Source organism: Nocardia yunnanensis (assembly GCF_003626895.1).
Taxonomy (GTDB): Bacteria; Actinomycetota; Actinomycetes; order Mycobacteriales; family Mycobacteriaceae; genus Nocardia; species Nocardia yunnanensis.
In genome coordinates this window covers 6,663,814-6,678,030 of record NZ_CP032568.1, presented here as the reverse complement: position 1 = coordinate 6,678,030, position 14,217 = coordinate 6,663,814, and the positions used below count along the sequence as shown (strand labels likewise).

12 protein-coding genes are annotated in these 14,217 nt (G+C 68.8%); 6 read left to right on the top strand and 6 right to left on the bottom strand.

The window, feature by feature from the left end:
• Positions 1-28 precede the first annotated feature (28 nt).
• Positions 29-1,171, top strand: a complete 1,143-nt coding sequence (locus D7D52_RS31285; RefSeq protein WP_120742128.1) for a glycoside hydrolase family 76 protein — start codon at positions 29-31, stop codon at positions 1,169-1,171.
• 61 nt (positions 1,172-1,232) lie between these two features.
• Here D7D52_RS31285 and D7D52_RS31280 read toward each other — a convergent pair whose 3' ends face one another.
• Both D7D52_RS31280 and D7D52_RS31275 read right to left on the bottom strand, forming a co-directional pair.
• Positions 1,233-1,949, bottom strand: a complete 717-nt coding sequence (locus D7D52_RS31280) for a DedA family protein (protein WP_120742126.1) — start codon at positions 1,947-1,949, stop codon at positions 1,233-1,235.
• Between the two features lie 7 nt (positions 1,950-1,956).
• Positions 1,957-2,610 carry a DedA family protein gene (locus D7D52_RS31275; protein ID WP_120744610.1) on the bottom strand — a complete coding sequence of 218 codons (654 nt, stop codon included), beginning with the start codon at positions 2,608-2,610 and terminating at the stop codon, positions 1,957-1,959.
• A 342-nt stretch (positions 2,611-2,952) separates the two neighbouring features.
• Between D7D52_RS31275 and fbaA the strand changes: the two genes are divergently transcribed.
• The 3 genes from fbaA to D7D52_RS31260 all read left to right on the top strand — a co-directional run bounded on the left by fbaA (position 2,953) and on the right by D7D52_RS31260 (position 6,792).
• On the top strand, positions 2,953-3,990 hold the full coding sequence (gene fbaA / locus D7D52_RS31270; RefSeq protein WP_120742124.1) for a class II fructose-bisphosphate aldolase: 1,038 nt from the start codon (positions 2,953-2,955) through the stop codon (positions 3,988-3,990).
• A gap of 91 nt (positions 3,991-4,081) precedes the next feature.
• Complete coding sequence (locus D7D52_RS31265) at positions 4,082-5,200, top strand: BTAD domain-containing putative transcriptional regulator (protein ID WP_120742122.1); 1,119 nt, start codon at positions 4,082-4,084, stop codon at positions 5,198-5,200.
• 131 nt (positions 5,201-5,331) lie between these two features.
• Positions 5,332-6,792, top strand: coding sequence for a glycoside hydrolase family 183 protein (locus D7D52_RS31260; protein WP_120742121.1), 1,461 nt, complete (start codon positions 5,332-5,334; stop codon positions 6,790-6,792).
• 132 nt (positions 6,793-6,924) lie between these two features.
• On the opposite strand, the gene D7D52_RS31255 is transcribed toward D7D52_RS31260, so the two are convergent.
• Both D7D52_RS31255 and D7D52_RS40045 read right to left on the bottom strand, forming a co-directional pair.
• Positions 6,925-7,995 (bottom strand): fused (3R)-hydroxyacyl-ACP dehydratase subunits HadA/HadB, encoded by a 1,071-nt coding sequence (locus tag D7D52_RS31255; protein WP_120742119.1) that lies wholly within the window; start codon positions 7,993-7,995, stop codon positions 6,925-6,927.
• Between the two features lie 216 nt (positions 7,996-8,211).
• Positions 8,212-10,761: an Rv0361 family membrane protein gene (locus D7D52_RS40045; protein WP_162958668.1), complete on the bottom strand. Its 2,550-nt coding sequence runs from the start codon at positions 10,759-10,761 to the stop codon at positions 8,212-8,214.
• 151 nt (positions 10,762-10,912) lie between these two features.
• Between D7D52_RS40045 and D7D52_RS31245 the strand changes: the two genes are divergently transcribed.
• Together D7D52_RS31245 and D7D52_RS31240 are read left to right on the top strand one after the other, a co-directional pair.
• Complete coding sequence (locus D7D52_RS31245; protein ID WP_120744609.1) at positions 10,913-11,356, top strand: DUF3151 domain-containing protein; 444 nt, start codon at positions 10,913-10,915, stop codon at positions 11,354-11,356.
• 58 nt (positions 11,357-11,414) lie between these two features.
• A complete protein-coding gene (locus tag D7D52_RS31240; protein ID WP_120744608.1) occupies positions 11,415-12,509 on the top strand; it encodes an FUSC family protein in 1,095 nt (364 codons plus the stop codon).
• A 156-nt stretch (positions 12,510-12,665) separates the two neighbouring features.
• Here the strand turns inward: D7D52_RS31240 and D7D52_RS31235 are convergent, their stop codons facing one another.
• Together D7D52_RS31235 and D7D52_RS31230 are read right to left on the bottom strand one after the other, a co-directional pair.
• Positions 12,666-13,448, bottom strand: a complete 783-nt coding sequence (locus D7D52_RS31235; protein WP_120742115.1) for a site-2 protease family protein — start codon at positions 13,446-13,448, stop codon at positions 12,666-12,668.
• A gap of 58 nt (positions 13,449-13,506) precedes the next feature.
• Positions 13,507-14,166 carry a hypothetical protein gene (locus tag D7D52_RS31230; RefSeq protein WP_120742113.1) on the bottom strand — a complete coding sequence of 220 codons (660 nt, stop codon included), beginning with the start codon at positions 14,164-14,166 and terminating at the stop codon, positions 13,507-13,509.
• Positions 14,167-14,217: the final 51 nt, after the last annotated feature.

The following is a 14,217-nucleotide window of genomic DNA, read 5'->3' as shown; positions in this document are numbered from 1 at the left end:
CGGGTTGTCCGGTTGGCATGATTGTCCTATGACTTCGCGGACCGGGCGCAATATCGAGCCGACCGCAGCGCTCTGGTCGGAGCGCGCCGACCTGGCCGAAGCCGCGATTCTGTCCCGTCACCTACGCAAGCTGTGGGCATTGCCGGGCACCCAGCTCGGGGTGGTCGGCTGGCCCGCGACCAAGCGTGAGCGGGCCTTCGCCTTCTGGCACTACTGGTGGCAAGCCCACTTGCTCGACTGCGCGGTCGACGCCGCCAATCGCGCCCCGACCCCGGCCCGGCAGCGTCGGCTCTGGTCCATCGCGCATGCCATGCGGCTGCGCAATATCGCCGGCTGGACCAACAACTACTACGACGACATGGCTTGGCTGACCATCGCTTTGGAGCGCGCCGAGCGCACCCAGGGCGTCGCCGAGGTGCGCGGCGCGCTGCTCAATCTGGAGAAGACGCTGCTGGAGGGCTTCGAGCCGGAATTCGGCGCGGTGCCGTGGCGGCGCGGCTCGGATTTCTTCAACACCCCGGCGAACGGTCCGATCGGCATCGCCATGGCGCGGCTGGGCCGCTACTCCCGGGCGCAGGAGCTGGCGGATTTCCTCGATGCCCAGCTGCGCGACAAGGAGACCGGTCTGATCTTCGACGGTGTCCACCTACCCTCCGGTGAGGTGGAGCGACCCGTCTACAGCTACTGCCAGGGCGTGGTGCTCGGCCTGGAAACCGAACTGGCCGTGCACACCGGCGAAGCCCGGCACGCCGAGCGCGCGGTCCGGCTGGTCGAGGCCGTCGAGGAGCATCTGAGCGCCCGCGGCATCGTGACCGGCGACGGCGGCGGGGACGGCGGCCTGTTCAACGGCATTCTCATTCGCTATCTGGCCCTGGCCGCGCTCATGCTGCCCGGCGACGAGCCCGCGCGAATGACCGCGCGCCGCAAGGCCGCCGCCCTCGTGCGCGCCTCCGCCACCGCGGCCTGGGAGCATCGCCTGGATGTGGAGGGCGAACCACTGTTCGGCGCGGACTGGCGGCAACCCGCGCGGCTGCCCGGCATCGCGGGCGCGGGCGGGTTCGAGGGCGGTTCGGTGAGCGCGTCCCGCAACCCGGAACGCGATCTGTCGGTGCAGCTTTCGGGCTGGATGCTGATGGAGGCCGCCCACACGGTCACGGCCGCCGGGCTGTAGTTCAGGCGTTGCTGGGACGATTCAGGCGTTGCTGGGACGGTTCAGGCGTTGCTGGGACGGTTCAGGCGTTGCGGCGACGGATGACCGGGATCGGCACCGTCGCGCAATCCTCGGTGTCCAGGTCGAAATCCTCGGCGGGGCGCGCCATTTCGGCCCGGTACTGCCGCACGCCGAGGACGGTGCCCAGAATCAGGCCGACGATCAGCGTCCCGATCACCGCGGGCATGAGCCAGGACATATTGTCCAGGAAGCTGCCCGCGTAATAGCTGGCCAGCAGAATCACCGGCGCCCAGATGACCGCGCCGACGCTCGAGGCGATCGTGTACTTGCGATGGTCCATGCCCGCCGCGCCCGCCACCAGCGGGCACAGCGTGCGCACCCACGGAATCCAGCGGGCCACCAGCACCGCGAGGAAACCGTGCTTGTGCAGCATGGCCGATACCCGCGCCAGATTCTCGGTGTTGATGTACTTGCCGTTCTTGCGCGCGACCAGGAGATGCCCGGTGCGCTGGCCGAACACATAGCCGACCTGGTTGCCCGCGATGGCCGCGATCATGGTCGCGATCGACAGCGCCCACACCTGGCTCGCGCCGACCTGGGAGGCCAGCACCACGCCCGCGGTGATGAGCATGGAATCACCGGGCAGGAACAGCCCGATGATGAACGCGCACTCCAGGAAGACGAAGGTCAGCACGATCGTCCAGACGAGCAGCGGACCTGCTGTCTCGAGCGGGCCGAAGCCGCCGGAGGCGAGAGTGGTTAGCGGGGCGGTGGACACCGATGGCTCAGCGGTTCGGCTCGTTCGTCGAGGCGGCCAGCTCGGCCTGCTCCGGGCGCGAGCCGCGATGCAGCAGGTTCTTCGCCACCGCGATGATGCCCGGGAGAATGGACACGAACACGATCAGCAGGAAGATCGCCTCGACGTTCTTGCGAATGAATTCGACATTGCCCAGGAAGTAGCCGAGCACCGTGACACCGCCGCCCCACAGCACCGCGCCGATGATGTCGACGGTGGCGAACTTGCGGTAGTCCATCTTGGAGACACCGGCGAGCACCGGCATGAAGGTGCGCACGATGGGCACGAAACGGGCCAGCACAATGGTCTTGGGGCCGTGCCTTTCGAAGAAGGCGTGCGTCTCGGTGATGTAGTGCTGCTTGAAGAAGCGCGTGTCTTCCTTCTTGAACAGCGCCGGGCCGATACTGCGGCCGATCCAGTAGCCGCTCTGATCGCCGAGCCAGGCCACGAACGCGGTCGCGGGCACCAGCCACCAGATGTTCATCCCGGCCGGCGGGTGCGCCTGGGCGCTCAGCAGACCGCCAGTGAACAGCAGGGAGTCGCCCGGGAGGATCGGGAAGAGCAGACCGGTCTCGATGAACACGATGGCCAAGATCGCCGGGAGCACCGCATGCGAGAGCCAGGTCTCGGTCAACAGGTGCATTGGATCCAAGATCGCGGGAAGCGCGGCATTGGTCGTCACGGCATCGGATACGGCCAGCAAGGTCACGGCCACCACAGTACCGGTCCCTCGGACATCACACCGAGCTGTGTTTAATTTGCCTCCGCTCCGCTCCGGCGGATTCGCGGCCCTGTAGGTCTCGTTCTTCCCTCCTCCGCTTCGCTCCCCCGCTCCAAGGCGGAGGTCTATCAAGCCGCAGTCCAGAACGAGACGGGCCGCGAATCAGGGAGGTTCCGGCCCGGAGGCGTGAGGTTTCGGTCCTGTTCTAGGGTGTCAGCTGACAGAATTTGTCGTACGCAACACACGGACAAAACGGAGGTCACTGTGCCCATCGCGACTCCGGAGATCTACGCCGAGATGATTGCTCGGGCCAAGCAGAACTCCTTCGCGTTCCCCGCCATCAACTGCACCTCTTCGGAGACGATCAACGCGGCCATCAAGGGCTTCGCGGACGCCGGCTCCGACGGCATCATCCAGTTCTCCACCGGCGGTGCGGAATTCGGTTCCGGCCTGGGTGTCAAGGACATGGTCACCGGAGCGGTGGCGCTGGCCGAGTTCGCGAATGTGGTGGCCGCGCGCTACGACGTCACCATCGCGCTGCACACCGACCACTGCCCGAAGGACAAGCTGGACACCTTCGTGCGCCCGCTGCTCGCCATCTCCGCCGAGCGGGTCAAGAACGGTCAGCAGCCGCTGTTCCAGTCGCACATGTGGGACGGCTCGGCCATTCCGATCGACGAGAACCTCGAGATCGCCAAGGAACTGCTCAAGCAGGCGCACGCGGCCAACATCATCCTCGAGGTCGAGATCGGCGTCGTCGGCGGTGAAGAGGACGGTGTCGAGGCCGAGATCAACGACAAACTCTACACCTCGCCCGAGGACTTCGAGAAGACCATCGACGCGCTGGGCTCGGGGGAGAACGGCAAGTACCTGCTGGCCGCCACCTTCGGCAATGTGCACGGCGTGTACAAGCCGGGCAATGTGAAGCTGCGTCCCGAGGTGCTGGCCGAGGGTCAGCGGGTGGCCGCCGCCAAGCTGGGCCTGGGCGCCGACGCGCAGCCGTTCGACTTCGTCTTCCACGGCGGTTCGGGCTCGCTGAAGTCGGAGATCGAGGACTCGCTGCGCTACGGCGTGGTGAAGATGAACGTCGACACCGACACCCAGTACGCCTTCACCCGCCCGGTCGCCGGGCACATGTTCGCCAACTACGACGGCGTGCTGAAGATCGACGGCGAGGTCGGCAACAAGAAGGTCTACGACCCGCGCAGCTACCTCAAGAAGGCCGAGACCTCGATGGCCGCGCGCGTCCTCGAAGCCTGCAACGATCTGAAGTCGGCGGGACGTTCGATCAGCGCCAAGTAAGCTCAACGGTCGGGGATTCCGCTGCGACGGGCGGAATCCCGGGCAATTTTCGAGCGGCGGGCGCGCCGCGGTCTCTATCGAGGCAGGTGGCATGACTGTCGATGTGCGGGTCCTGGGCCCCGTGCAGCTGTTGGTCGCCGGTCGGTCCGTGCCGGTCGGCGGCCCCAAGCCGCGCGCGCTGCTGGCGGCGTTGACCGTGAACCGGCGGCGCGCGGTGTCCTCGCAGGCGCTGGCCGACATCGTCTGGAACGATGATCCGCCGGACTCCTACCAGGCCAGCCTGCAGGTGTTCGTCTCCAATATTCGCAAGACCCTGCGCACCGCCGGGGTGGATCCGGTGGCGTTGCTACGCACCGAATCCTCCGGCTATCGCCTCGAAATCGAGGACGACGAATGCGATCTCGGCCGCTTCGAGACGCTGCGCCGGGAGGGTTCGGAGGCCGCCTCGATCGGCGATCCCACCACGGCCTCGCGCCTGTTCGGCGCGGCGCTGTCGGAATGGAGCGGCCGGGCGCTGGACGATCTGTCCGGGCTCGGTTTCGCGGAGAGCTTCGCCACCGCCATGGACGAGGAGCGGCTGCTGGTCGCCTCCGCCCGCGTCGATTCCGAAATCGCCTTGGGCCGAGCCTCTTCCGTGGTCGGCGAGCTGGTGTCGATGACCAATGCCCATCCGCTGCGGGAACCGCTGTGGGCGCAGCTCATCACCGCCCTCTACCTGTCCGGCCGCCAAGCCGACGCGCTGGACGCCTGCCGCCGGGTGCGCACCGTGCTCGCCGACGAACTCGGCATCGATCCCGGGCCGGCGCTCATCGCGCTGGAGCAGAAGGTGCTGCGCCAGGAACCGTTGAGCACCGGGCAGATTCACGAGGTCGAGCGCATGGCCAAGGCCATGACCGAGACCGTCACCGAGATGCCGCGCGCGGTCCGCGCCGGGCAGTTGCGCATGGCCGACGGGCGGACGGTGCCGATCGGGCCCAATGGCATGAAGATCGGCCGGATGACCGACAACGATCTGGTGCTCGACGATCCCAAGGCGAGCCGGTACCACGCCCAGATCACCCCGAGCCGGGCCGGTCTGCTCATCAAGGATCTGCACTCGGCCAACGGCATCTACATCAACGAGGAGGCCATCGAATCCGCCGCGGTACTGGCCGACGGGGACGCCATCCGGATCGGGACCACGGTGCTGACCTTCCAGGCGCTGCGCTGAACCCACCTGTCCGGCGCCGCTGACGAATTCGGCGCTCGGGAATTTCGAGCAGTTCCGGCGATTCGACCGGTTTCGTGGGTAGGGTTCTGGCCCGGATGGTCGGAGTAGCCCGAACGCGAGAGGTTGAGTGCATGACCAAGCGGCTGGTGTCGGCTGCGGGGGCGGTGATCTTCGGGGCGGGCCTGCTGGTCGCGGTGGACCGGTCGATGGCGGTCGCGGATCCCGGTGCGGGGCAAGCGGTTCCGGGCATCGGCCCGTGCGCGACCGACGCCGAACCCCAGCACGAGTCGCTGATCCCCAAGACCCTCGAGGTCCCGGTCGTCTATCCGGTGGTGACGGTCGATCCCGGTCCGCCCGTGGAGAATCCGACCCGCGTGCGCATGGAGCTGCCGTCGAATCCGTGCGCCAACCCGTGCCCGGACCTCACCGACCAGCCCGCCGCACCGCCCGATCTGGCCCAGCAGCTCGGGCTGCCGAAACTGATCCTGCGGCCGCAGCCGTTCAATTTCGCGTTCCCCAACCCGAATCCGCAGCCGCTGGCGCCCGGGCCCGACCGCGTCACGCCGCCGGTCGAGGCCGCCCCGCAGGTCCCGGCGCGGCCGGCGCCGCAGGTTTCCGACGTCACCGAGGTGGCCAAGCTGACGGGTGCGAACTCGGTCAATCGCACCGACAAGCGCTGGCGGGTGCAGGGCACCGATCTGGGCATCATGTGGCAGAGCGCGCCCGACGAGATCGCCATCGCGTTCGGTGACACGGTCGGTCGCGAGTTCCATCCGCCCGGCGGCATGGGCGAGGACTGGCGCTCGAATCTGCTGGCGTTCAGCAAGAATCGCGATCTCGGCCGGGGCGTGATCTTCGATCGCATGGTCACCGACGACCGCTGCCACGCCTCCGAACTGCTGAGCAGCCGCAAGATGGACAATATCGAGATCACCACCATCCCGACCTCCGGGTTCGCGATCGGCGACCGGCAGTACCTGAGCTACATGTCGATCCGCACCTGGAACAGCGTGCCGGGCACCTGGTACACCAACTACGGCGGCATCGCCTACTCCGACGACCACGGCGAACACTGGACCAAGGATTCGTACGCCAAGTGGCAGAACATCTTCGGCCTGTCCAACTTCCAGGTCGCGGCCATGGTCCCGCAGGGGGACTGGGTGTACATGTTCGGCATCCCCAACTCCCGCCTCGGCGGGGTGGGTCTGGCCCGGGTGCCCAAGGATCAGGTGCTCAACCCGACCGCCTACCAGTACTGGAACAACGGCGCCTGGCTGCCCGAGGTGAACGGATTCGTCACCGCCACACCGATTGTCGACGGACCCGCCGGTGAACTGTCGGTGCGGTACGACGAGAGCCGCAAGGTGTGGCAGATGAGCTATCTGGACACCGCCAAGGCGGCACTGGTGGTGCGGGAATCGGATTCACCGCAGGGCGTGTGGTCCGACAGCGCGGTCACGGTCAGCGCCTTGCGTTATCCGGAGCTGTACGGCGGCTTCATCCACCCGTGGTCGACGGGCAACGACATGTACTTCACCATGTCGACCTGGAGTGACTACAACGTCTACCTGATGCACGCCACCCTGAACTGATACCCCCGGCCGATACCCATCGTGACGACTGATTTCGTTGCGAATGGGGTAACTCCGGGGGTACGACCGAAATTGTTTCGGCACTCGACCGCCGGCACGCATGCGAGAAGGTCGACGGCTCTCGGCCGGGCGCTAAAGGCGCGGGGAGGCGGGGGAGCTCAGCTTGATCTCGGCGACAGCGCGGCCGAACAGCTTCTTGCCTTCCGAGGTGGCGCCGAGAACCACGGTCGCGGAACCGGTTTCGGCGTCGATCGACTTCACCTTGCCGGTGAAATCGATCGGGGTCGACGCGGTGGGCTCGACCGGCACGAAACCGGAGAACCGCACGCTGAACTTGCGCAGCGCAGACGGATCGCCCAGCCACTCCACCAGGTACGCGGCGGTCAGGCCCATGGTGAGCATGCCGTGCGCGACCACGGTCGGCAGGCCGGCCAGGGTGGCGGCGGCATCGCTGAAGTGGATCGGATTCGGGTCGCCCGAGACGCCCGCGTAGTTCACCAGATCACCGCGGGTGACGCCGACCCGGCCGGCGGGCAGCTCGTAGCCGGCGGCCAGCTCGCTCGCGCTGTGGTGGGTGCGCACCGGCAGCGGCGCGGCGGGGGCGGCCAGTTCGGCCACCTCGTCGGGGTCGAGCAGGATCAGGCCGTTGGGGTCGGCGGCGGATTCGCCCGGCTTGGCCACATGGCCGTGCATGACGACGCCCGAGACCGTCTCCACCATGCCGGGATCGATCTCGACGCCCTTGCGGGCCACGATGGTGGTGGTCGCGACCAGCACCGGCAGCAGGTCGGCGTCGGTCATCGTCACCTTGACGGTGATGAAGTCGTTGTCGCCGTAGCTGCGGATGTTCTCCACCGTGACGTCCACGCCGAGGCGGTCGTCGGCCAGGATCGGGCGGTAGTACTCGAAGACCTGATCGGTCTGCAGGAACTGCGAGACGTCGTACTCGGTCAGCACCGATCCGATGAGCGAGCGGGTGGTGGCCGCGCCGATCACCGACGCGAAGGTCGGCGAGGCGAGCAGGCTGCCGTAGCCGAGCGCGGCGGCCTCGTGCTCGCGGTGGTGCGCGGGGTGGTCGTTGCGCACGGCGCGCGCGAATTCGCGGATCTTCTCGCGGCCTACGTCGTAGTGATCACGGACACGGAAGTGTCGGCCGACCAGTTCTACCGCGGTGGCTTTAATCGCCTCTGCCGTTTCCGGCATGGTGTTCAGCTCCCTGCAAATCGAAACCCGGTGGGCCCGCACCACTTCGATCGGGCATCGCTTCGGGCTGTGAAGACAATGACCTGGACGGTGTACAACCGTTGAAGTGCCGGAACGCCGAAACGGCTGGCCCAGACAATCCGGCATACTCTACCGGCGTGCTGGGCCAGTGACCAGGTGTTTGTGATGTTCATCGCGGCCGGGACCGCGAACGCTTCACTTGCCGGGCTGCGGGTCACACACCTTCCACGAGCCGCCCTCGTTGCGCAGATCGAAGGTGCGCGCCGAGGTCTTCGACGGATCCGCCTCGGTGTAGACCGTCGCCTGCGCGATCGCGGTATCGCCGGTCACCTGAATGGCGTCGACGCGCTTCACCAGCGGAATGCTCTTCTGGTCCTTCGAGGTCCGGTACACGCTGGTGAACTGGTCCGCCGAGATCTTCTGATAGAAATCGTGCGGCGCACCGCAGGTCACCGCGCGCAAGGTGTCCAGGTTCCCGCTGTTCAACGCGTCCGTGTACGCCGTGATCGTCTTCTGCACCAACGCTTCCGGCGAGCTGTCGCTGTTGTGCTTCATCACCCCGGCCACCACCCCGATGACCACGGCCAGCACCACCACCGCCGCACCCGCGACGATCAGCAGCTTCTTCTTCGACCCGGCCCCGGCCTTCGCCTCACTACCCGCATCGACCGCCGGAACCCGCTGCGGCTGCGCCAACTGCCGAGGTCCATCCCCCTGAACACCCTGCGCCCCAGCCTGTCCCGGCCCACCCGGCCCGACGCCCTGCGCTCCGGCCGCCAACAGCGCACCCGCGCCCGGCTTGCCCGGCCCCTGCACACCGGCAGCTTGCTGCGCGTTCGGCCCTTGCTGCGGCTTCGCCCCCTGCGCCGCGTTCGGTCCTTGCGGGTTGTTAGGTCCCTGCGGGTTGTTGGGTCCCTGAGGCCCGTTCGGTCCTTGCTGGTTCGGTCCTTGCTGGTTGGGTCCCTGCGGCGCGTTCGGTCCCTGCGGACCGCGCGGGCCCTGCGGCGGCGCGCCCGCGCCCACGCGCTGCGGTGGGGCGATCCGTGGCCCGCCGATCGGCTGCGCCGGCGCGGTCGGCTGCATATCCGCGGGCGACGGCGCGCTCGCGGGCCGCCGCGGTCCCATCGGCGGCCGCGGTGGCGCGGGCCGAGTCTCCTCGACCGCCGCGTCCTGCACCGGCCCGTTCCCGCGCGGCCCGGCATTGCGCGGCCCCGCATTCCCCCGAGGCGTCTGCGGCGGCTTGCTCACCGCCCGCCCCTGCGGCCCCGAAACCCGAATCTTCTCCGTCCCGGCCTCACCGGACACGATCGGCAACGCCGTCGTGGCATCCGAGTCGGCCGCCGATCCCTTCTCGAGCGCAACGGTTTCCGCCTCGCCGCCGCGAGCCGTACCGGAACCCGCGGCACCGCCGGACTTCTCGTCCCCAGCCGTGCCCTTTCCGTTCCCGGCCGCGTCCCTTCCGTTCCCGGCCGCACGCTGTCCGCCCGGGGCCGCACCCTGTCCGCCCGGGGCCGCACTTTGTCCGCCCGGGGCCGCACCCTGTCCGCCCGGGGCCGCACCCTCTCCGCCCGGGGCCGCACTTTGTCCGCCCGAGGCCACACCCTTTCCGCCCGACGGGGTTTCACCGGCGGGAACCTGCGCCGGGCTCTGCTGAGCACCGCCTTTCCCGGTCGCGGCCTCCGCCTTCCCAGCACCCGGAGCGTCCTGCGCCGCCGACTTGCCCTGCGCGGCATCGGCTTTCTTCGGCCCGCCACTCGCGCCCTGACCGGGCCGCTGAATCCTGATCATCTGCGTGGTCGCGTCCGCCGCAGCCGCCGCTGCCGCCGCCTGCTCCCCGGACTTCGCCGCACCCCCGGCAGCCCCCTTATCGCCCTGCCGCTGCGCCGGGAGGAACTGCGTAGGCGCATCCGCCGGAGACGGAGCCCCCGGCCCCTTCCCCCCACTCACGCCCCCGGCAGCACCGGATGCCGCAGCGCCGCCGGACTTCTCATTACCCGCACCCGAACCAGCAGGCGCGTCCTTACCACCGCCCGTCCCAGCCGCCGCGGGCTTGCCCGCACTCTGTCGCTGGATCGGAATGAACTGCGTAGGAGAGTCGTCCGCTGGTGCGGACGTGCCCGCCCCACTGCCCGCAGCCGGTGGTTGCTGGTTGCCTTGCCCGGATTGCGTTGAGCCGCCGGGCCGTTGGGTTGCCTCGTTGCGGGCCGCGGCGGCACCCGGCTGTCCGCTACCGGCGTTCTGGGCGGCCGGTGCGCCGGAGCCCTGGCGCGGTGGGGTTCCGGCCGGCGGGGTCTGTCCGGCGGGCGCGTCGGTGTTCGGGCGGTTGGCCGGGGCCTGGGGCTGGCCGGTCGGGGCAGCTTGGGGAGCGAATTCGCCTGAGCCCTGGCGCGCGGCGGTCGGGGGTTGGGTGGCAGGGGGCTGGACGCGGTTCGCGCCGGACGGGCCTGCGGGGGGCTGGATGCGGTTGGCGCCGGCGGGCTTGGTGGGTTCGTAGTGGATGGTGGCGAAGCCGGGCTGGGCGGGTTTGGCTGTGGCGGTGGTGATTTCCTCGGTGCGGGAGTTGGGGGAGGGGATCACTTCCGTGGCGGCCGTGGGTGGGGTGGCGTCTTTGTCGGCGGCGGCGGGCGGGGTCGCGGACTGGTCGGCCGGGTTGGGGGCGGCGCCGGTGTCCTGCGAGCCTGCGGCGGAACGGGATGCCTGGTCGGCAGGGCCCTGCGGCTGCTGGTCGTCTTTCGGGTCGGACACGCGCTGCACCCCTCGGCTTCGGCGGAACTGTGATTCGACGGTCAGCCTAACGGGCACCGTCGGCATAGTCGCCCATACTGCGCGCACGGGAGGACCGGAGGCGGAGGTATCGCCTTCTGAGCAATTCGGGCGGCGGTGCAGAATGTTCGGCATGACCTCCTTCGGTGATCTGCTCGGACCGCAGCCGGTCCTCCTTCCGGAAAACATCGAGGCGGAGGACGCGCTGCTGCAGAACCAGGACCCGGTGCAGGTCGCCGCGGCGCATCCGACCGCCTCCATCGCCTGGGCCCACCTGGCCGAAGCCGCACTGCAGCGCGGCGAGCAGGCCGAGGGCGAGGTCAATCACGACATCATCGCCGCCTACGCCTTCGCCCGCACCGGCTACCACCGCGGCCTGGACCTGTTGCGCCGCAATGGTTGGAAGGGCTTCGGCCCGGTGCCGTGGAACCACGAACCCAATCAGGGTTTCCTGCGCAGCGTCGGCGCGCTGGCCAAGGCCGCCCGCGCCATCGGTGAGACCGACGAGTACGCGCGCTGCCTCGACCTGCTCGAGGACTGCGATCCGCGGGCCGCCGCCGAGCTCGGCCTGGACTGAATTGAGCAGCGGCCTAGGCGAAACCCTCGACGCTGCCCGCGAGAGCAGCGTCACCCGCATGCGCCGGGCCGCCGGCCGGGTCCGCTCCTCGATCCTGCCGATCGTGCAGTGCGCGATCGGCGCGGGCCTGGCCTGGCTCATCGCCCACAATGTGATCGGGCATCAGCACCCGTTCTTCGCGCCCATGGCCGCCATGATCTCCATCGGCGTGTCGTTCGGTGCGCGGCTGCGCCGCTCGGTCGAGCTGATCGTCGGCGTCGCGGTCGGCATCGGCATCGGCGACCTGTTCGTCACCCGGGTCGGCACCGGCGGCTGGCAGATCGTGCTGCTGGTGGTGATCGCCATGTCCACGGCCGTCTTCCTCGACGGCGGACCGGTGATCACCATGCAGGCGGCCAGTTCCGCGGTCCTGGTCGCGACCCTCTACCCGCCCGGCCAGGGCGGCGCGTCCCTGCGCATGATCGACGCGCTGGTCGGCGGCCTGGTCGGCATCGTGGTGGTGGCCGCGCTGCCCCTGCATCCGGTGCGCCGCGCGCGGGAGCAGGCCGCCGGGATTCTGGACGTGATGGGCAAGGCCCTCGTCGAATGCGCGGACGGCCTGCTCGAACAGGATTCCGAGAAGATCAAGAATGCTCTGGAGTCCGCCCGCGGCACCCAGAGCGCCATCGACTCCCTGCGCAATACCCTCGAGGGCAGCCGCGAGATCATTCGAATCTCCCCGCTGTACTGGAACTCTCGCGCCCGCCTGCAACGCCTGCGCGAGGCCGCCGACCCCCTCGACAACGCCATTCGCAATACCCGCGTGCTGCTGCGCCGCGCCCTCACCTCGGTGCGCGACGACGAGGTGCTCAATCCGGGCCTCATCGTGGAGGTCGAAAAGCTGGGCCAGGCCGTGGATGTGGTGCGCCGCATGATGCTCGCCGACCCGGACGAGAAACCCGATCCGGCCGAGGCCACCCGCGTGCTGCGCACGGTGGGCAAGGGCGCGACCAAGAACCTGGTCGAGGGCGCGGGCCTGTCGGCGCACGTGGTCTTCGCCCAATTGCGTTCCATCGTGGTCGATCTCATGCAGGTGTGCGGTATGCGCCGGCTGTCGGCCATGGCCCTGCTGCCCCCGACGGTCCCGCACCCGTACGTGACCCCGATCGACTGATCCGCGCGCGGCTTTCTCGATCTTCGAGTAGTCCGCTACTCGCGTCGAACCGCTTGCGCGCCTCTACCGTTCGTTGCAGGCCGGGCTCACGAGGGGTAGTCCGGTGACGAATGGGCCGTCCGGCAACCGGGTCGTCCGGGCGGCCCATCCGGGACCTCAGGTCCAGAATCGCGTCAGCCCGCTGCCGTACCGCCACCAGTTGCCCGGTACTCCCGACAGCTCGAACAGGCTGCTGATCCCGTCGAAGAACAGGCGATTGAGCTCGGGCGTGAACAGCAGCGCGAACAGGATCAGAATGCCGAACGGCTTGATCTGATCGAGCGCGCGACGCGTCTGATAGCTCAGCGACGGCTCCAGGATGCCGTAGCCGTCGGTCCCCGGAATCGGGATCAGGTTCAGCACGGTCGCCGTGATCTGCAAAAACGCCAGGTAACTGAGCCCGAACCAGAACGCCCCGTGCGAATACACGCTGCCGTAGAACCGCACGATCACCAGCAGCACGATCGCGCACACCGCGTTCACCGCCGGCCCCGCGCCACTGAGAATCCGCTGCGTGCGCGGACTGAAATCGTGCGAGTGCACGTACACCGCACCGCCCGGCAGCGCGAACCCGCCGATGGCGATGAACACGATCGGCAGCGCGATCGACAACAGCGGATGGCTGTACTTGAGCGGATTGAGCGTCAGGTACCCGCGCACCTCCACCTCGCGGTCCCCGGCCCGCCACGCCACATACGCGTGCGCGAACTCGTGCAGGCAGATCGATACGATCCACCCCGCCACCACCAGGATGAAGACCCCGAATTGGGCTTGCCGCGAACTGATTTCGGCATCCCAGGCCAGCGCGCCGCCCAGCACCGTCACCACCACCACGAGCAGGAACACCGGACTCGGCCGGACCGCTCCGGATTTCCGTCCCACCGCGCGCGGGTAATTCACCTGTGTACTCCCAACTGGTCGGCCTGCCCGATCTGCCGATTCCCATTCTGGGGGTGAATCAGCGAACCAGCAGCCAAGGCTCGTGGTGTCGATAGAACGTGGAGCGCTTCACGACTCGATCGCCGGTGATCCCGTCCCGGGTGACGACCGCGCCGCTGGTGCCCAGCTGCATGGCCCGGCCCTCGACCCAGCGCTTCTTGCGCAGGCCGCGCTGCACGGTGGCGTGCAGGCCCGGCATCTCCAGCATGGGCGAAACATGCAGGGCCGCGACCTTTCCGGTGAACAACCGGGTGTCGTCGACGTACGCCTCGCCCTCGAGCTTCGCGCCCCCCTCGCCGACGAGGGTGGCGCGGCCGATGAGCACGGTGCCGGTGTCGTCGCGAATGAGCGGCGTCTCCTGCGGTTTTCCCTCGAGCGCGCGTTTGGCGGCGGCCGATCCGGTGCCGGTGTCGTAGGCGCGGGAACCGTAGGTGCGATCGATGGGCACGTACCCGATTTCGACGCCGAGGCGTTCGGTGCGCATCAAATGCGTCAGCACGGCGGCCAATCCCGCGTCCTCACCGAGCACGATGAGCCGCGGCAGGCTGTCGGCCGCCATCACCGGCAGCAGCTCGTCCAGCGCGGCGGGATCCGGCAGGGCCGAGGTCTGGGTGAGCGGCAGGGAAGCCAGGGCGATGGGTACGGGCGCGCCTTCGCAGCGGAGAACATGGGTACTCAACTGCCGAACAGCCTCCTCTGGCCTGCCAACACCTATCCGCCTCGCTGCGTT